Origin of the sequence: Sulfurimonas sp. (assembly GCF_028694895.1) — a bacterium.
GTDB lineage: Bacteria > Campylobacterota > Campylobacteria > Campylobacterales > Sulfurimonadaceae > Sulfurimonas.
Genome location: NZ_JAQVKA010000029.1, coordinates 1 through 17,880, shown reverse-complemented (window position 1 = coordinate 17,880; position 17,880 = coordinate 1). Strand labels below are relative to the sequence as shown.

The following is a 17,880-nucleotide window of genomic DNA, read 5'->3' as shown; positions in this document are numbered from 1 at the left end:
TAAAGGCTGTTTATGGCCTTGATAAGCCACTTTTTGAGCAGTATATAGAGTGGATTTTAAACATAATAAGACTAAACTTTGGCATCTCTTTTGTTAGCGGAGGAGATGTTACAAAAGAGATATTAAAACGTCTACCAATAACTTTGATTATGAATATAACAGCGCTTCTTAGTGTCTTTAGCTTATCTCTTTATTTAGGGGTTAAAGCAGCTTTAAATCATGATAAAAAGAGTGATTATCTAATCCGTCAAATCTCTTTAGTCTCATTTTCTATGCCATCGTTTTATTTAGCACTTCTTTTTATTATATTTTTCTCTATCACGCTAGATGTTTTTCCAATTGCAGGATTACACTCGATAGAGCCAAAAACAGGTATAAACTACTATCTTGATATGGCTTGGCACTTGGTTTTACCTGTTGGCGTTATGATATTTGTAGGACTTGGAAGTATGATAATCTATATCCGCTCTCTAACACTGGAGATACTAAAGAGTGATTATTATTACTTTGCACTCTCTCGAGGGCTAAAGGAAAAAGAGTTGTTACGCTATTACATACTGCCAAACCTTCTACCTCCAATCGTCACTCTTCTTGGGCTTTCACTCCCAGGACTAATAGGTGGAAGTGTGATTTTAGAGTCGATTTTTGGTATAGAGGGAATGGGGCAACTCTTTTACATGAGTGCTATGAGTCGTGATTATCCTATTATTATGGGAACTTTGATGATTACAGCATTTTTAACACTGCTTGGAAATATGATAGCAGATATTATTCTTTTAAAACTAAATCCATACATGAAGAGAAGTTAAGGTAAAACCTTAACTAAATAGTGCTTGAAGTGCGTCAACACCATCTTTTTGCTCTTTTACCTCTTGTATATCATTGTTCTGAGTAATAGAATCACTCTCTACAAGTTCAATATTTAATCCACTAAGCATTGAAGCAAGACGGATGTTTATACCATTTTTACCTATAGCTTTTGATTTTTGATCCGCTGGTAGAGTTATGATAGCTTTTTGAGCTTCTCCATTTTCATCTTTTACAATCTCCACTGTTGAGATAATAGCAGGACTCATAATTCTAGAGATAAATAGCTCAGGAATGGTTGTGTACTCTATACAGTCTATGTTCTCACCAATTAGCTCTTGGCTAACAGCATTAATACGAACACCTTTTACACCAACAGTTGCACCAACAGCATCAACTTGTGGATGTGTGCTAAAGAGCGCTACTTTTGCTCTTTCTCCTGGTATTCTAGCACTTCTCTCAACGATTACAGTTCCATCAGATATCTCTGGAACTTCAAGAGCTAAAAGCTCTTCTAAAAACTTAGGTGAAGTACGCGATAACTCGATTTGGATACCATTTTCTTTATTCATATCAACACGTCTAACAACCGCTTTTAAGTGATCTCCAACTTTGAAAATTTCCCCTTTTATACGGCTTTTCATAGGTAGTACTGCACGAATTTCATCTATCTCTATATATGTAGAGTTTTGGTTGTCAACTCTTGTAACTCTTCCGTTTACAAGTGAACCAATTTTTGATTTGTATTTATTAAAAATTTCATCTTCAACAACTCTTTGAACGTGGTACTCAATCTCTCTGTGAAGCTGAGACGCTGCTGTTCTTCCATACTCTTCTAGGTCATGTGGTATTTGGAGCTGATCATCTAACTCTACTTGATCGTCATACTCTCTTGCTTCTGTTATAGAGATATATGCAGGTGCAATCTCTTCATCTTTTAATCTCTCATCACCATCAGCAACAACTGTAATTGTTTGAATAATATCAATAGTTTTTGTTTGACTATTTATCACTGCTTCAAAGGCAAATTTTGGGTTAATCACTCTTTTTGCTGTTTGTATAAAGGCTGTTTTTAGGGCTTCTTTAACCTTCTCTGGCTTGAGTCCTTTTTCGTTTGCTATAGCATCAACTATATCTAAAATTTTTTCCATTAATGTATCCTTGATCAAGAGTTATCTCATAAAAAACAGTGCTAAAAAATATAAGGGAGTTCTTATGGAGAACGACATTATACCAAAATACCATAAAAGCATCTTTAATGCGATTTTTAGTAGAGTTTAACTATAATGCAAAGAAATATAGCATTTAAAAAACAAGGATCAGAGTATGGATTTAAAATTAGCAAGAACTGACATTACAGCAAAGCCAAAAAAAGCAGAATTAGCAAAAATAGAGGCTGCATTAGAGAAAGATGAAAGTGTAATTTTTTACTTTGATAGAGATAACTCACATAAAGATTTACTAGAACTTCAAGACTACTTTGAAGCAAAAGGAAAAAGCTTTTATATGAATGAAGTTAAATACGGACTCGCAGATGGCGAATACATGTACCAAGTTCATATAATTAACTAAAAATTATGCAGGGTATGAAGAAACTTTTTATTGAAACTCTAGGTTGTGCGATGAACTCACGTGATAGTGAGCATATGATTGCAGAACTTAGCCAAAAAGAGGGTTATGAGACTACACAAGATCTCTCATGCGCAGATTTAATTATAATTAACACTTGTTCAGTTAGAGAAAAACCTGTAGCAAAACTATTCTCAGAACTCGGAGTTTTCAATAAAAAGAAAAAAGAGGGCGCTAAGATAGGTGTTTGTGGCTGTACAGCTTCGCATCTTGGAGAAGAGATAATAAAAAGAGCTCCTTATGTAAGCTTTGTTTTGGGTGCAAGAAACGTCTCTAAAATCAGTGAAGTTTTACATAAAGATAGAGCTGTAGAGATTGATATAAACTACGATGAGAGCGAATTTGCTTTCAATGACTTTAGAACATCTCCATATAAAGCATACATAAACATCTCAATTGGATGTGATAAATCTTGTACATACTGTATAGTTCCAAAAACACGTGGAGAAGAGATATCAATTCCTACAGAACTTATTTTACGTGAAGCGCAAAAAGCGGTGGAGCGTGGTGCAAAGGAGATTTTTCTTTTAGGACAAAATGTAAACAACTATGGCCGCCGCTTTTCTGGAGAACATGAGAAGGTAAACTTTAGTGAGTTACTTCGCCGCCTTAGTAAGATTGATGCGCTACATAGAATCCGCTTTACTTCTCCTCATCCATTTCATATGGATGATGAGTTTATAGAGGAGTTTGCAAGAAATCCAAAAATCTGTAAATCTATGCATATGCCTCTTCAGAGTGGCTCTACTAAAGTGCTTCAAGATATGAAAAGAGGCTACACAAGAGAGTGGTTTTTAAATAGAGTTCAAAAGCTAAGAAGTATGTCTCCTGATGTTAGTATAAGCACGGATATAATCGTCGCCTTTCCTGGAGAGAGCGATGAAGATTTTGAAGATTCGCTCTCTATTATGAGAGAAGTTAAGTTTGATCAAATCTTCTCATTTAAGTACTCTGCGCGCCCAGAAACTGAGGCAGAGCACTTTACAAATACAGTAGATGAAGATGTGGCGTCAAGCAGACTTACAACCCTTCAAAACTTAGCTACTGAGATACTCGATGAAAAAAATAAAGCTCATCTTGGAAAAACATACCGCGTCTATTTTGAGGATTTAAATCAGGCTTACTACGCAAGTGGTAGAAGTGATAACAACCTGCTTATAAAAGTAAAAGGCTCTGATGAGCTACTTGGAGAGTTTAGAGACGTAAAGATAACCGAGATTGGAAGAACTATCCTAAGTGGAGAGTTAGTTGGTTAAAAAGCTACTTCGTGCCTTAGCACTTTTAGTCGTTCCTTTTATCGCCTCACTCTTTATCAGATTTCTATACGCTACAAACAAAAAGAACTTTCACTCACCAGAGAGTATCTCAGATGAGCCAATAATCTTTGCATGTTGGCATGGAGAGCTTTTGATGCTCCCTTACCTATACTCAAAGTACAGAAAAACTCCACATGCAAAAGTTCTTATTTCAAGCCATTTTGATGGATTATTAATCTCAAAAACAATAAAATATTTTGGACTAGGAACTATTGCAGGCTCAACCAACAGAAATGCTGCAAGGGTTTTAATTCAAGCAATCACCGCTATAAAAGATGGTTATGATATAGGAATAACTCCTGATGGCCCAAAAGGACCACGTCATGAGGTTGCTGATGGTATAATAGCTATGGCTCAAAAGACAAAGGCAAAAATAGTCTTAGTAGAGATAAAGCCGACAAAGTTTTGGCAGCTAAATAGCTGGGATAAATTTACTATTCCAAAGCCATTTGGCACGTTAAACTATTACTCTACACAACCAATAGATGTAAGCAACTTAGATATTATAAGTGCAAAGAAATTGATAGAAGAGGGGCTTTTAAAACATGAGAAATAGACTTTTTATTCCAGCTTTTGCTATTTTTTTGCTCTTTATCATGGCAATCTATTTTTTAGTAAATCCATCTTATGAAAAATCTCTCAAAGCAAAATACTACTATGAAGTTGCAGAGTATGATAAAGCTTACTCTTTAGCTAAAGAGGCTTTTAGTTTGGATTTGTATAACAGAATGGCATCTACTATTATGACTCAATCTCAAACATCGCTCAAGTATGTTAGTTATATCCAAGACGCAAAAAAATATATGCAAGTTATTGATGAGATAGCAACGCACCAGAAGATATCTGACGCCGATAAAGCAAAAATAAGAATGATGTGTAATATCATGATTAGCGCCTATATAAAGCTGGCTCCAAGCGTCGTAACTGATGAGGTTTTGATAAAAGAATCAGCCGAGTATTATAGTAAATTTGAGAAGCTTCTTGAAAAAGTTAATAAAAACTAAGCTGCGAGAGTTTTTAAAATATCTCGAAGATATTAGAGGCTACTCGGACCTTACAATAAAAAGCTATGATGAGTCCATAACTGAGGCTCTTCTTAGCATAGAAGTGTTAGAAGAGAAAAATCATATACTCTTAAATCTTATGCCATATCGCATCAAAATTTCATCACTAAACTCTAAAACAATTAGTAAAAAACTTAGCGCAATCCGTTCATTTACAGAGTACTTAAACGATAATGAGATGAGAGTTATATTAAGAGGCGATGATAGTATTAAAGTTGCTAAAACATTGCCAAAACCAATATCTCATGCTCATATAATTGAAGCACTAAGCTTTGCAGAGCCAGAGGAGAGAGTCGTAGTTACTCTTCTTTATACGCTTGGGCTTAGAATCTCTGAACTTACATCATTAGAGCTAAAGGATGTTTCAAATGAGTGGGTTAGAGTTATAGGTAAAGGCTCTAAACAAAGAGATGTGCCACTCCTTGCTCAGAGTAAAAAAGCTTTAGATGAGTATTTGGGCAAATCAGTGCGAAAAAAGTTTGTTTTTGAGAAAAATGGCGAAAAATTAAGCGAAAACAGTCTAAGATATATTGTTATAAAAGTCTTTAAAAGGGTTGGATTGAAAGTTTCTCCGCATCAGCTTCGTCACTCTTTTGCATCACAACTATTAAATGGTAATGCCCCTATTGCCGATGTTAGTGAGTTGCTTGGACACTCATCTATGGCTACAACGCAAATATATACAAAACTAGGTAGCGCATTAAAACAACAAAATTATAATATGGCACATCCACTTAGCGGAGTTAAAGAGTAATGATTAGCAAACTTTTAGAATCTTTATATACAAAAGTTTTCATAAATATTATTGTTGAAAATTTGCAGACAGTTGTATATATCGAGATTTGCTCAAGCAAAAGAGTGGAGCAGAGTCTTCATAGAAGCTTCGAGACAACTTCCATAAATGCTAAAATGTATGAATTCATTAATACTTATTATAAAACATCCCCTTTTTGTTATATATCTATTTTAGACAAATCATCTTTACAAGGTGCAATTCCTACATGTAGCGCAAGTGAGATGTCTAAGTATTGCGACATTAACTCATCTGAATATAAGTGCTACTCAAAAGATTGGGCATTTTATACATCAGAGTACGATCTAGAAGCAATAAAACATGACTATAAAAGCATAGGCGTTGATTTTATCTTCTCTCCTTTTGCAATGCTCGCTAATTTTTTTAAAGATAAGATAGATACAACTCTCTCTATTTTTGTGTTGCTTGAAGATAACGGCATATCTTTTACTATATTTGAAAACACAAAATTACTTTATGGCGAGTATTTAAGTATGCAACGCTCTAAAAATAGTGAAGATATTTTGATTGATTCATCTTTAGATGATTATGATTATGAGATAGAGGGAATAGATTTAGAAGAGATTACCATAGAAGATGAATCTAGCGGGTTTGATGATTTTACAAATATCGAAGATTTAGATGATGGAGATGGGATTGATGAGTTTTCTGAGAGCGTAGAGTTTGAAGAGGAAGATAAAGCTGAGGGGAGTATTTCTGATAATGGATTTAATGAAGATTATCAAAGATTTACATTGATTCAAAGCGCACTAAATACTTTTTACAAAGATCCAAAATATAAAAGCCAATTCATTGAAACAATTTACGTAGCAGATGGTGTTGGTGTAAGTAATGACCTTAAGAGTTATCTTGAAGAGGAGATATTTTTAAGTGTATTTGTAAGAAAAATAGATCTTGGCGTTGCACTTTGTGACATGGCAAAGGCAGAGATATAGATGAAATATAGTTATATAAAACCTAGAGTTAAAACAGTCTTTACAAAAGATTTACAACTTCTTTTGACCTTTTTTAGCGCAACTATTTTTATGGTTTTTACTACATATGCTTTTTTACTTTTTAAAGATTATAGGTTTGATAAGGATCTCTTAGAGATAAATGAGCAAAAAGAGAACTTTAATAAAAATATAATAAAAATGAGTAAAGAGATAGATATTATAGAAAAACAAGCGCTACTAGCTGAGAAAGTATTTACAAAAAACAGTGTTTTAAAAGAGAGCATTACTAATCTTTTTGATTTAGTGCCTAGCAGGATTACGCTCTCAGAGGCTAAAATCATGGAAGATGAGCTTGTTTTATACGGGATAACTCCAAATAAAGACATTTATAATTTTATGCTTCAAGCTCCACTTCGCTCGATATTTCATAGAACATACAGCAGTTTTTATCCAGATAAAAATGGTTGGCTTCGTTTTGTATCAACGAACTATATAGATAAAGAAGAAGATATCCTAGGAAATAAAGAAGAGGAGAGTAGCTATGAGGAGTAATTTCTCAAGACAGAGCATATACCTCTTAGCAGTCTCTCTTTTTCTGCTTGTTTTTGTTCTGATTTTCTCATTTGCAGTTTTAATTCCTGAGGGAAAAGAGTATAGAATTAAAAGAAATGAGCTCTCTATAGAAAATCTTGAACTAAGACAGCTAAACGATTTTGCAGTTGAAAAAGAAGTTATCCTTCAAAAACTTCGCAGTGAAAACCTTCATACAATTGAGGCCCTTGAGGCAGAGTTTAATTCTGAGCGATTTGTAAAACAACATAGAGCGTCTTTTAGCTCTTTATATGTTTCAAAGATTGAACCATTTGGCCAAGAAGATGGTTTTAGTGTGTATGAGGTAAATACAAGTTCTGAGATTAGTTCACCCAAAGGCTTTTATAACTTTTTAGACTCTCTAAATAAAAGTGACTGGGTAATAGCTGTGAATTTCCCAATCAACTTTAAGAGAGAAGGCGAGATGATAAAATCATCTTTTACTATGAGGGTTTATAACAACAAGAGTGATTCAAACACTACTAAGTAGGTGATTTATGCTGGAGCAAAAATGAAAAATCTAATTAATCCTATCTCTTTTGAGACTCCTCTTGAACTCTTTATATTAGCCTCTTCAACCCTTTTTATAGCACTAATCGTCTATTTTTTATCTAAAAAATACTTAGTAAAAGTTATACACAAATTAATATTGAAAACAAAATGCAAATGGGATGATGTTTTTTTACAAGTTGGTCTTTTTGAAGAGATTGTACATATTATCCCACCTCTTATCATTCTATTTTCGCTACAGCTTTATCCAGAAAACATAAGCAGCACCGTCTCAAATATAATTGAATTTTGGATAGCTGTAGTTATAATTAAAATTGTTAATAAATTTTTATCAGGAATCCTAGAAGTATATAACTCTTATGAAATAGCTATAGATAAGCCGATAAAAGGGTATATTCAACTATTAAAGATGATTGTGTATATACTAGGCACTATCATTGCGCTATGCATCTTGTTTGACATATCTTTAGTTGGTGTTTTAAGCGGTGTTGGTGCGTTTACTGCGGTACTCATGTTTATATTTAAAGATACTATGTTATCTCTTGTAGCAAGTGTTCAAATTGCTGCAAATGACCTCTTTAAAGTAGGAGATTGGATAGAAGCACCAAACTTTGGAGCAGATGGAGAAGTGATAGATATAGCACTGCACTCTGTTAAAGTTCAAAATTGGGACAAAACTATTGTAACTATTCCAACATATAAATTTATGGAAAACTCATTTAAAAACTGGAGAGGAATGTCTCAAAGTGGAGGAAGACGTATAAAAAGAGCGCTTTTTATAGATGTAAATTCCATAAAATTTTGCACGCCAGAGCTTTTGGAAAAACTTAGCCACATCGAGATTTTAAAAGAGTATCTTGATAAAAAATCAAAAGTAGTTGATACAAGTGATGAGATTACACTAAACGCAAGAAAGCTCACAAATATAGGGACTTTTAGAGAGTATGTTAAACAATATCTACGCAAGAACCCAAATATTGATAACAAAAATTTTACGTTTCTTGTAAGACAACTTCAGCCTACTTCAAAGGGAGTTCCTCTTGAAGTATATGCCTTTAGCAATAAGAACAAATGGGCAGAGTATGAAGATATCCAGTCCGATATATTTGACCATCTACTAGTAGCCCTTAAAGAGTTTGATTTAAAGCTCTATCAAGAGCCATCAGGTGAGATAGGTCTTTTAAAGTAGCTCTTTGATTTTTAAAAAAGCTTCTTGATTTTTATAGAGGTAGTTGCGAAGTTTTGGCTCGATTTTTAAAACTCTGCACTCCTCTTTAAACTCACTGCTCATTACTACTTTTGTAACATATGGAGCGACAAAGACGAACTCTTTGCTCTGGTTTATAACAAACTTCCGCCCCACTACTAGAGTCTCTTGCTCTCTTAAGAGCTCTCTCTCATTTGCACTTAGCATATAAAGTTGTGATTTTAGATATTTATCTATTGCATAGATATCGCTTCTTTGAGTTTGTAAACGTTTAAAGTATGCAAACTCATCTATGTTTTTTATATCAGCTTCTTCTATGAGTGCATCTCTATCTTCATCCAAGTAAGCAAAACTTTTTTTGATCCCATCAAGATATTTTTTTAGTAGTGGAGTTGTGTGGTTGTGTCTAAAGTAGTTTCGTTTTATACTCTCATCCAAGTTGCTCTCATCTTCAAAGTATAGGGTGTTTGAGCTCTTTAGATACTCTATGAGTTCTTGTTTATCCAGATGTAAAAGAGGTCGGATTATGGTGTAAGAGTCTCTCTTCTGAGTGTTTTGCATTCCTGAGAGTTCAGCGCACCCAGCGCCTTTACAAAACTGCATAAGCATCCACTCAAATCTATCTCCAAGATGGTGGGCTGTTAAGAGGTTTTCATAACCATGAGTTTGAGATAGTTTTGAGAAAAAGTCATATCTTATCTCTCTAGCTTTTGCTTCAAAGTTTTGCTCTATCTTTGGTGCATTAAACACATAGGAGGTCAAGTTATGCTCTTTAGCTAAAGCTTCTGCGTAAGCTACTTCTTGCTTGCTCTGCTCTCTTAGAGAGTAGTTTACAGTTGCAATATCAAAAGGAATTTCATGTTTTAGTAGAAGAAAAAACAGAGCAGTAGAATCCGCTCCGCATGAGAAGGCTAGAAGATTTTTCTTGCCTCTTAGGTGTGAGAGGATTTTATCTTTGAGCATTCTTCGCAGTTGCGATTAGGATGTTTCCAACGATGTCAGTTATCTCAGCACTGTAAATCGCTCCAAAAGTAAGCTCATCATCACCACTTCTGTCGTTGACATAAATCCCTCCATCGATATCAGGAGCCCAGATAGTAGCTCTTGCACTTAGTAGATACTCATGTTCATCACTCTCTTTATCGATAACGAGTTTAGTCTCTTTTCCTATCTCGTTCTTTAAAGACTTCTCCATAACTTTTGAAGCAATTTTGCCTAAAATATCAGCTCTTTTGTTGATAACTTTAGCAGTGATTTTATCACTCATCTCATGAGCTGGAGTTGTCTCTTCGTCTGAATAAGCAAACACATTTATGCGGTCAAAACCAAAGCTGCTTGCAAACTCACACATCTCATCAAACATCTCTTGGCTCTCTTGTGGATGCCCAACTATAAAGCTTGTGCGTAAAAATGAGTTAGGAAGTGATTTCATAAACTCTAAAAGTTCAAGTGTCTGACTCTTGCCAAAACCTCTCTTCATGATGCGTAACATATCATCGTTTATATGTTGAATTGGCATATCAAAGTAGTTATGAAAAACTTCGCTTTTTGCTATGTTCTTAAGTAGCGTCATTGATGTTGTTGATGGGTAGAGATATAGGATTCTAGCACTCTTTACACCCTCAATTAGCTCTATACGCTGTATCAAGAGGCTAAGACCATCTTTTACATTTTGATCTCTTAAGTACGAGCTTGAGTCTTGTGAGACAAATGAGAAATCCCAATACCCTTTTTTAACAAGACTTTCAACTTCTTTAGCGATAGAATCAAGTGTTCTTGAGTTTAACTTGCCTTTAAAAGATGGGATAGCACAAAAACTACATGTCTGATTACACCCCTCAGAGAGTTTTATATAAGCGTGGTAAGTTGAACCAGTAACAACGCGCTCAGCGCCATCTATAAGATAAACAGTTTCTGAGAATCTGCTTTTTTTCTCTACCAAAAGCTCATCTATCTTGTCATAATCGCCAACACCTGTAAAGATATCAACCTCAGGCATATCTTTAGCTAACTCCTCTTTATATCTCTCACTAAGACAACCTGCCATTACCAAAACAGAGTCCTCTTTTCTAGCGTCATGAAGATTTAAAACTGTGTTTATCGACTCTTGTTTTGCTGCATCTATAAAGCCACATGTATTTACGATGATAACATCAGCTTCTTCTTGGTTGTCTGTTAGTGTGAAGTTTTGAAGTTTGCCCATCATAACTTCTGTATCGACTAAGTTTTTTGTGCATCCAAGAGATACTATGTGAAGTTTATTGCCCATTAATTCTACTTTAATTTTTTTCGTATTATATCTAAAGGGAGCGCAAAGTATAATTTTGCCATGAAAATATATGATGTTTTAATTCTAGGAGCGGGTGCGAGTGGGCTTATGTGCGCTGCTGCTCTAGATAAAAATTTACTCGTTGGCATTGTTGAGATAAACAACAAAATTGCTCAGAAACTAAAAATCTCTGGCGGTGGAAAGTGCAATATCACAAACGCAGAAGTAACTCCTAACAACTATGATGGGGATTATGATTTTATATCCGCATCACTAGATACTTTCACCAGAGATGATTTGCTAGAGTTTCTACACGCAAGAGGCGTTGAGCCTGAACTACGAAAAGAGCGTTACTACTTTTGTAAAAAATCCTCAGATGAGATTATAGATATCCTTAAAAGAGAGAGTGATTATGCCCATATGCTTTTAAACAGAGATATTTTACATGTAAGCAAAGATGAACTCTTTGAAGTAAAAACTTCAAAAGAGATTCTAAGAGCTAGGAGAGTTATAGTTGCAACTGGTGCTAAAAGTTATCAAGCTTTAGGTGCAAGTGATATCGGGCTTAACATCGCAAAGAGTTTTGATATAAAGACAAAAGAGTTCACTCCAGCACTTGTGGGACTAACCATCCAAAGGGAGCAGTTTTGGATGAAAGAGTTAAGCGGGCTTAGCTGTTATGTTCATATAAAAGTAGCTGGTAAAGTCCTAAAAGAGGAGCTTCTTTTTGCGCACAAAGGTATAAGTGGACCTGCGGTTTTATCTGCTTCGCTTTATTGGCAAAAGGGGAGTATGAGTATAGATTTTCTGCCGCAGAACGATATCTTAGAACTTATAAAAGACTCTAAAAAGCTACTAAGTTCAGTCATTCCACTTCCAAAAAGATTATCAAAAGCTCTGCTTGATGCGTTAAATGTAGAAGATATAGAGTGTAAAAAAATAACATCAGAGATAAAACAGAAGTTACAAAAGATACATAACTATGAGTTTTCACCTGCTGGAAATTTTGGTTTTAACAAAGCTGAGGTTTGTCGTGGTGGAGTTCTAAGTAATGAGTTAAATCCTTATACGCTTGAAGCGCTACAAGTAGAAAATCTTTACTTTATAGGCGAAGTTGTAGATGTAACAGGTGAGCTTGGCGGATACAACTTTCAGTGGGCTTTTAGTAGCGCAGTTGTTTGTGCAAGAGGTATCAACGAAGCTCTATAACTACTCTTCTAGCCTCTCTTGCATATACTCTCTTAGTATAAGTGCGTGAGTATGTTTTGTATCTTTTGTGCCATAAACAAAGGTAACTATCTCATGCTCATGCAGTAAGTGCAAGAAATCATCCACTTCGCTAGGCCTTCCATCAAGCTCTGCTTCATAATTTTTTTTGAACTCAACCCATTTTAGTGGATCATGAGAGAACCATTTTCTAAGAGAGGTAGTTGGTGTAACATCTTTTGCCCAAAAGTCAATATGAGCAAAATCTTTACTAACTCCTCTTGGCCAAATTCTGTCCACCAAAATCCTAAACCCGTCATCTTTATCTGCAGCTTCGTAAGCACGTTTTAATAAAATAGTCATTTTTTGTCTCCTTAAAACTCAGCATAAAGTAATTCTAACGAGCAAAATATAAAAAAGAGTATAAAAAAATATGGGAGAATAAATTAGGTGTTAAAATTTATAGATAAGGATATGGTTATAAAAGGAGCGCTAAAGGTTTAAGATACAACACTGTCAATAGTATGATTTATAATTTACAAGCTTGATATGTAAAGTTGTCGAGAGTAGTTTCTTCAAACATCTTTCGTATCAAATCTTTTGGTGCCATCCATTGATCATGCAAAGCGCATTTGTTCTCAGCATCACAAGTGCCAATGCCTAAGATACAACTCTCGTTATCAGGTTCATCATTAAAGGTATTTAGGATATCTATTAGTTTTATCTCTGATGCTGGTTTGTTTAGTTGATAACCGCCATCACGCCCTTTAATAGATTTAATAAATTCGGCTTTTACTAACATTCCCATGATTTTTGTTAAAAATTTATACGGAATATTTAATACCTCAGCTAGCTCTTTTGCACTGCAAAGACGATTTTGGCTGTGGTTTGCAATGAAATTCAAAACTCGTATAGCATACTGTGATGTATTGTATAGTTGCATATTATCTCCTTGAGGGTAGAATTATACAATCTTTCTTTAAACATAAAAATTAACTCCTTTGTCTAAGATATAATTTTTATTATAAGTTTCATCGTTAATTACACAAATTTAACAAGTTTTATCCTTACAAATACCTTCATAGCCTTTGTTAAAAATCTATATAAAATATTTAAGATTTCAAATAATTATTTTGTGAAATAAGTGCAATTGTTGCCTATAAATAGGACTTTTATAAAAAATAATTATTGCAGATGATAACGCATTCTATAGCCATAAAAAAGCTGTTTTTTAAATAAGAAGGAGCAATTTGCTTTAAAAACAAACATTAATTCTACCTATTAGTAGTATTTAAAATTTGCTTGCTAAAATTCCAACTACTACTCTAAGGTAGAATTTAAAATAGGAGTTAAAATGTCTGAGCGTATTACCAAAGATATGGCTAAAAATATCTACTTTGGCGGTGGTATTTTTGCTACTTTGATATTTGTAGGATTAACATTTGATAGTGTCAATCAAATACCAGAATTAAGTAATGAAGTAAATATGACAGAGTCGGTAGTGTTGGGAAAAAAGATATGGGAAGATAATAACTGTGTTGGATGCCATACTTTATTAGGAGAAGGTGCATACTATGCTCCAGAACTGGGGAACGTATTTCAACGTGCAGGAAGTAGCAATGAAGAGGCATTTAAAGGCTATATGCTTGGATGGATGGCAGCTCAGCCACTAGATATCCCAGATAGAAGAAAAATGCCGCAATTTCATCTCTCACCAGAGCAAGTAAATAATCTTTCAGATTTTTTAATTTGGACATCGAAGGTTAACACCCAAGAATGGCCACCAAATATTCAAGGATAGGGGGAGATATATGAAATATTCATCTCAAATGGTAGCAAAGCCATATTTTATTTTTGCATTGATACTTTTAGCTGGGGAAATCTTATTTGGCCTAACTATGAGTATCCAATATATTTATGGCGATTTTTTATTTCCATTAATTCCTTTTAACGTACTTCGTATGGTTCATATAAACTTACTTATTGTTCTTTTACTATTTGGTTTTATGGGGGCAACTTATTATCTGATTCCAGAAGAAGCAGAGAGAGAACTTTGGAGCCCATTACTTGCTAAGATAACCTTTTGGGTATTTTTAGTAGCTGGTGTTGCTACGATACTTGGGTACTTGCTTGTGCCTTATGCAGAGTTAGCAGAGCTTACTATGAATGAACTTTGGCCAACTATGGGTAGAGAGTTTTTAGAACAACCTACAATCACTAAAATAGGTATTGTCTTCGTTGTACTATCTTATATTTTAAATGTAACTATGACAGTAATCAAGGGACGCAGAACAACAATTTCTATTATTTTATTAACTGGTCTTTTTGGTTTAGCGTTTTTCTTTTTGTTCGCATTTTATGTTCCTGATAATCTTATTATGGATAAATTTTTCTGGTGGTTCGTTGTTCACTTATGGGTTGAGGCTACGTGGGAGCTTATCTTAGGGGCGCTGCTCGCGTTTGTACTAGTAAAACTTACAGGTGTTGACCGTGAACATATCGATAAATGGTTATATCTAATCATCGCTATGACATTTATCGCTGGTCTTGCTGGAACTGGACATCACTTTTTCTTTATGGGTGCTCCTGGATATTGGTTATGGATTGGATCTATTGCATCAGCTGCAGAACCTATACCATTTTTCTTGATGATTTTATTTGCTTACAACATGGTAAAGAATCGCCGTATACAAGATGATAATAAAATGGCTCTAACATGGGCAAAAGGTACAGCAGTAGTTGGCTTTTTAGGCGCTGGTGTTTGGGGATTCATGCATACTCTTGCTCCTATTAACTACTATACGCATGGTACTCAGTTAACTGCAGCGCACGGACACTTGTCATTCTTTGGTGCTTATGTAATGATAGTTTTTACTATGGTCTCTTACGCAATGCCGATTCTAAGAGGTCGTCCTCATGGTAATTCGCCAAGAGCGCAAAAAGTAGAACTTACTAGTTTTTGGTTTATGGTTATTGGAATGATAGGGCTTACTTTAGCACTAACAGTTGCTGGTATCTTACAAATAGAAGCACAGAGAATTCCTGACTCAGCTAATGCTATGTCATTTATGAATGTTCAAGACATGCTAACACCAGTCTATTTTGTTCGCTCATTCTTTGGTGTTATGGTTTTTCTAGGCTTATTAATATATTTTTATAGCTTCTTTGTAAAAGAAGATAAAAGAGTGGTTGCTTAGATGGATGAGAAAGTCGGTATATTTTGGGACAGATATGTAACAAAAAAAGCATCTCGTCTTTATGAGAAAGCCCAAGTTCCGCTTGAAGGTAGAGCTAAATCTCTAAAGACATTTTATCACCTCTTTGGCGGTGATAAAGCAAAAGAGCTTCATGTTACCGACAAAAGACTCTTAAATACTTCAAGAACTCTTCTTGAGAGATTCTCAGGAAAAGGAAAGAGCTTTTTTCTTGCGTGGCAAGATGATAAAGCTCTGTACTTTCCTGCTTCTTTATCTTACTTTAATGATAAAAACCTAAATGATATGCACTACTACTGGCTTAGTGCTATGCTAAGTAGAGTTGATATAAAGAGCAATAATATTGTAAATGAAAATAAAAAAGTAGAAAATCTTCTTATAAACAAATATCCAGGATTTAAAAACTTTCATAAACGAGCTAGAGAATTTTTGGTAGTTAAATATCCTGAATTATCATATCTTAACCCTTCTAGTGAAGATTTAATAGATGATAAGAGCTATCCAAATCCTCTTTGGATATACCCATCAGACTCAAACAATAAAACGCTTCTTGATTTTAATGATGAAGAAGAGATGGGCAGAGAAGATGGCAAAGAGGATAAGACAGAAGTGTTGAAGATGAAAAAGAAGGCACAGCAGATCGATGATGATAAAGAGAGTGATGGCCTTTTACTCTTTTTGCCAGAGTCTCTTATGAGCTTGATGGAGCAGGTAAATGTAGATAGACAAGAAAATGACAGTTTTGATGAAGATGCGCTCTACAACGCGGAAGAATTAGATGAGATAACACTTGGCAGAAAAGATGCAAATCTAGCTTCAAGAATCAAGATGGATTTGGATATCTCTTCAAACTCTGCTGAGGATTATCCTCTTGGCAAGGGCTATCTTAGAGATGAGTGGGATTATAAAAAAAAGATTTATTTAAAAAACTATGTCTCTATAAAACCACAAATCTCCATCAATATAGTGCCATTACCATTGCCAAAGAGATTACAAAAGATGATGAAAAAGATTCAAGGCGAGCTAGATTTGATGGAGCTTGATCGTATAAAGATAGATAATCTACCTTATGGTGATGAGCTAAATCTTGATACTTGGATAGATTATAAAGGGCAAGAAAATCACTCCAACCATTCACAGAGATTTTTTCAAAGTTTCAAAAAAAAGACAAGAGATATGGCGACACTTATTTTAGCCGACATCTCGCTCTCTACTGAAGCTGGAATAACACAAGATATACGGGTGATAGACATGATAAAAGATTCACTTATGGTTTTCTCAGAATCTCTACATAGATTACAAGACAAGTTTGGAATTTATGCGTTTTCCTCTGTAAAAAACAAAAAAGTGAATTTTCACATCATTAAAAACTTCAAAGAAAAATATAACGATATGGTTTTAGGCCGTATTGACGCTATAAAACCGGGGTACTACACTCGTTTGGGTGCAGCTATTAGAGAGAGTGCAAAGGTACTAGATATGCAACAAAGCAGCAATAAACTACTCTTAATCATTAGCGATGGTAAACCAAATGATGTTGATAGATATGATGGACGATACGGCATAGAAGATACAAAAAAAGCTATCCAAGAGGTAAGAAAAAAAGGTATTACACCCTTTTGTATCACTATTGATGTAGAGGCTAAAGAGTATTTGCCATATCTTTTTGGCAAAAATTCTTATGCAGTTATCCGCGATGCAAAGAAGTTGCCAAAAGTTGTAACTCAAATTTATATGAACTTAACAAAATAAAGGAAAAGCAGATGTCAAAACCTTACTATTTACCACAATCAAATGAGGTTGAACTTTTTGAAGCAGCCGCTGGCATGAATCTACCAGTTCTTATCAAAGGCCCAACAGGATGCGGTAAGACTAGATTTATAGAGGCGATGGGTGAGAAGCTTGGCCGCAAAGTATATACCGTTGTTTGTCATGATGATTTAAGTGCGGCTGATTTGATAGGGCGTCATCTCATAAATGCAAATGGCACATTTTGGCAAGACGGACCGCTTACAAAAGCGGTAAGAAATGGCGGCATATGTTACCTTGATGAGATTATAGAAGCAAGAAAGGATACAACTGTTGTCCTTCACTCCCTTGCCGATTATCGTAGAGTTTTACCAATAGATAGAACAGGCGAAGTGATAGAAGCACATCCTGATTTTATGTTAGTGGTATCTTATAACCCTGCTTATCAAAACGCTTTAAAAGGGATGAAGCCAAGTACTAAACAGAGATTTATATCTCTTAGTTTTACCTATCCCGAGCCAGAAATTGAAAAAACTGTTATCATCAAAGAGAGCGGTGTGAGTGAGGA

The 17,880-nt window shown here is 34.8% G+C and carries 20 protein-coding genes; 15 read left to right on the top strand and 5 right to left on the bottom strand.

Annotated elements, in window-relative coordinates; all coding sequences use genetic code 11:
- Positions 1-809: ABC transporter permease (locus tag PHI38_RS05325; protein ID WP_299853601.1), on the top strand; the 809-nt coding region annotated here is incomplete at its 5' end.
- Positions 810-818: 9 nt separating this feature from the next.
- On the opposite strand, the gene nusA is transcribed toward PHI38_RS05325, so the two are convergent.
- Entirely contained in the window at positions 819-1,958 is a 1,140-nt protein-coding gene (gene nusA / locus PHI38_RS05320) for a transcription termination factor NusA (protein ID WP_299853600.1), read from the bottom strand.
- A 175-nt stretch (positions 1,959-2,133) separates the two neighbouring features.
- On the opposite strand from nusA, the gene PHI38_RS05315 reads away from it, so the two are divergent.
- Genes PHI38_RS05315 through PHI38_RS05275 form a run of 9 tightly spaced genes read left to right on the top strand, consistent with a single transcriptional unit; the run spans position 2,134 to position 8,855 of the window.
- Positions 2,134-2,379, top strand: a complete 246-nt coding sequence (locus PHI38_RS05315; RefSeq protein ID WP_299853599.1) for an HP0268 family nuclease — start codon at positions 2,134-2,136, stop codon at positions 2,377-2,379.
- Between the two features lie 5 nt (positions 2,380-2,384).
- Positions 2,385-3,692: a tRNA (N6-isopentenyl adenosine(37)-C2)-methylthiotransferase MiaB gene (gene miaB, locus PHI38_RS05310; protein ID WP_299853597.1), complete on the top strand. Its 1,308-nt coding sequence runs from the start codon at positions 2,385-2,387 to the stop codon at positions 3,690-3,692.
- Entirely contained in the window at positions 3,685-4,308 is a 624-nt protein-coding gene (locus PHI38_RS05305) for a lysophospholipid acyltransferase family protein (protein WP_299853595.1), read from the top strand. Before miaB ends, PHI38_RS05305 begins: the two co-directional genes overlap by 8 nt.
- A complete protein-coding gene (locus PHI38_RS05300) occupies positions 4,298-4,756 on the top strand; it encodes a hypothetical protein (protein WP_299853593.1) in 459 nt (152 codons plus the stop codon). Before PHI38_RS05305 ends, PHI38_RS05300 begins: the two co-directional genes overlap by 11 nt.
- Positions 4,734-5,570, top strand: a complete 837-nt coding sequence (locus PHI38_RS05295) for a tyrosine-type recombinase/integrase (protein ID WP_299853591.1) — start codon at positions 4,734-4,736, stop codon at positions 5,568-5,570. The genes PHI38_RS05300 and PHI38_RS05295 overlap by 23 nt, the downstream gene beginning before the upstream one ends.
- Entirely contained in the window at positions 5,570-6,565 is a 996-nt protein-coding gene (locus tag PHI38_RS05290) for a hypothetical protein (RefSeq protein WP_299853589.1), read from the top strand. The genes PHI38_RS05295 and PHI38_RS05290 overlap by 1 nt, the downstream gene beginning before the upstream one ends.
- On the top strand, positions 6,566-7,117 hold the full coding sequence (locus PHI38_RS05285) for a hypothetical protein (protein ID WP_299853587.1): 552 nt from the start codon (positions 6,566-6,568) through the stop codon (positions 7,115-7,117).
- Positions 7,107-7,646 carry a hypothetical protein gene (locus tag PHI38_RS05280; protein ID WP_299853585.1) on the top strand — a complete coding sequence of 180 codons (540 nt, stop codon included), beginning with the start codon at positions 7,107-7,109 and terminating at the stop codon, positions 7,644-7,646. The genes PHI38_RS05285 and PHI38_RS05280 overlap by 11 nt, the downstream gene beginning before the upstream one ends.
- A 21-nt stretch (positions 7,647-7,667) precedes the next feature.
- On the top strand, positions 7,668-8,855 hold the full coding sequence (locus PHI38_RS05275; protein WP_299853583.1) for a mechanosensitive ion channel family protein: 1,188 nt from the start codon (positions 7,668-7,670) through the stop codon (positions 8,853-8,855).
- On the opposite strand, the gene tilS is transcribed toward PHI38_RS05275, so the two are convergent.
- Positions 8,847-9,836, bottom strand: coding sequence for a tRNA lysidine(34) synthetase TilS (gene tilS, locus PHI38_RS05270; protein ID WP_299853581.1), 990 nt, complete (start codon positions 9,834-9,836; stop codon positions 8,847-8,849). The two genes, PHI38_RS05275 and tilS, sit on opposite strands and share 9 nt — an antisense overlap.
- Positions 9,823-11,142, bottom strand: coding sequence for a 30S ribosomal protein S12 methylthiotransferase RimO (rimO, locus tag PHI38_RS05265; RefSeq protein ID WP_299853579.1), 1,320 nt, complete (start codon positions 11,140-11,142; stop codon positions 9,823-9,825). Before rimO ends, tilS begins: the two co-directional genes overlap by 14 nt.
- A 60-nt stretch (positions 11,143-11,202) precedes the next feature.
- Between rimO and PHI38_RS05260 the strand changes: the two genes are divergently transcribed.
- Entirely contained in the window at positions 11,203-12,351 is a 1,149-nt protein-coding gene (locus PHI38_RS05260) for an aminoacetone oxidase family FAD-binding enzyme (protein ID WP_299853577.1), read from the top strand.
- Here PHI38_RS05260 and PHI38_RS05255 read toward each other — a convergent pair whose 3' ends face one another.
- Positions 12,352-12,711 (bottom strand): DUF488 domain-containing protein, encoded by a 360-nt coding sequence (locus tag PHI38_RS05255; protein ID WP_299853576.1) that lies wholly within the window; start codon positions 12,709-12,711, stop codon positions 12,352-12,354.
- 166 nt (positions 12,712-12,877) lie between these two features.
- Positions 12,878-13,291 (bottom strand): Rrf2 family transcriptional regulator, encoded by a 414-nt coding sequence (locus tag PHI38_RS05250; RefSeq protein ID WP_299853574.1) that lies wholly within the window; start codon positions 13,289-13,291, stop codon positions 12,878-12,880.
- Positions 13,292-13,702: 411 nt separating this feature from the next.
- On the opposite strand from PHI38_RS05250, the gene PHI38_RS05245 reads away from it, so the two are divergent.
- From PHI38_RS05245 to PHI38_RS05230, 4 genes are all read left to right on the top strand, one after another.
- Positions 13,703-14,149: a cytochrome c gene (locus PHI38_RS05245; protein ID WP_299853572.1), complete on the top strand. Its 447-nt coding sequence runs from the start codon at positions 13,703-13,705 to the stop codon at positions 14,147-14,149.
- Between the two features lie 10 nt (positions 14,150-14,159).
- Positions 14,160-15,545 (top strand): cbb3-type cytochrome c oxidase subunit I, encoded by a 1,386-nt coding sequence (locus PHI38_RS05240; protein ID WP_299853570.1) that lies wholly within the window; start codon positions 14,160-14,162, stop codon positions 15,543-15,545.
- Complete coding sequence (locus PHI38_RS05235; RefSeq protein ID WP_299853568.1) at positions 15,546-17,315, top strand: VWA domain-containing protein; 1,770 nt, start codon at positions 15,546-15,548, stop codon at positions 17,313-17,315. It begins immediately after the preceding gene.
- Positions 17,316-17,326: 11 nt separating this feature from the next.
- Positions 17,327-17,880: AAA family ATPase (locus PHI38_RS05230; RefSeq protein ID WP_299853566.1), on the top strand; the 554-nt coding region annotated here is incomplete at its 3' end.

What these genes read in the sequence shown, in the direction of transcription:
- nusA (WP_299853600.1), bottom strand. Translation starts at nt 1,958, where the DNA reads ATGGAAAAAATTTTAGATATAGTTGATGCTATAGCAAACGAAAAAGGA.
- PHI38_RS05315 (WP_299853599.1), top strand. Translation starts at nt 2,134, where the DNA reads ATGGATTTAAAATTAGCAAGAACTGACATTACAGCAAAGCCAAAAAAA.
- miaB (WP_299853597.1), top strand. Translation starts at nt 2,385, where the DNA reads ATGCAGGGTATGAAGAAACTTTTTATTGAAACTCTAGGTTGTGCGATG.
- PHI38_RS05300 (WP_299853593.1), top strand. Translation starts at nt 4,298, where the DNA reads ATGAGAAATAGACTTTTTATTCCAGCTTTTGCTATTTTTTTGCTCTTT.
- PHI38_RS05290 (WP_299853589.1), top strand. Translation starts at nt 5,570, where the DNA reads ATGATTAGCAAACTTTTAGAATCTTTATATACAAAAGTTTTCATAAAT.
- PHI38_RS05285 (WP_299853587.1), top strand. Translation starts at nt 6,566, where the DNA reads ATGAAATATAGTTATATAAAACCTAGAGTTAAAACAGTCTTTACAAAA.
- PHI38_RS05280 (WP_299853585.1), top strand. Translation starts at nt 7,107, where the DNA reads ATGAGGAGTAATTTCTCAAGACAGAGCATATACCTCTTAGCAGTCTCT.
- PHI38_RS05275 (WP_299853583.1), top strand. Translation starts at nt 7,668, where the DNA reads ATGAAAAATCTAATTAATCCTATCTCTTTTGAGACTCCTCTTGAACTC.
- tilS (WP_299853581.1), bottom strand. Translation starts at nt 9,836, where the DNA reads ATGCTCAAAGATAAAATCCTCTCACACCTAAGAGGCAAGAAAAATCTT.
- rimO (WP_299853579.1), bottom strand. Translation starts at nt 11,142, where the DNA reads ATGGGCAATAAACTTCACATAGTATCTCTTGGATGCACAAAAAACTTA.
- PHI38_RS05260 (WP_299853577.1), top strand. Translation starts at nt 11,203, where the DNA reads ATGAAAATATATGATGTTTTAATTCTAGGAGCGGGTGCGAGTGGGCTT.
- PHI38_RS05255 (WP_299853576.1), bottom strand. Translation starts at nt 12,711, where the DNA reads ATGACTATTTTATTAAAACGTGCTTACGAAGCTGCAGATAAAGATGAC.
- PHI38_RS05250 (WP_299853574.1), bottom strand. Translation starts at nt 13,291, where the DNA reads ATGCAACTATACAATACATCACAGTATGCTATACGAGTTTTGAATTTC.
- PHI38_RS05245 (WP_299853572.1), top strand. Translation starts at nt 13,703, where the DNA reads ATGTCTGAGCGTATTACCAAAGATATGGCTAAAAATATCTACTTTGGC.
- PHI38_RS05240 (WP_299853570.1), top strand. Translation starts at nt 14,160, where the DNA reads ATGAAATATTCATCTCAAATGGTAGCAAAGCCATATTTTATTTTTGCA.
- PHI38_RS05235 (WP_299853568.1), top strand. Translation starts at nt 15,546, where the DNA reads ATGGATGAGAAAGTCGGTATATTTTGGGACAGATATGTAACAAAAAAA.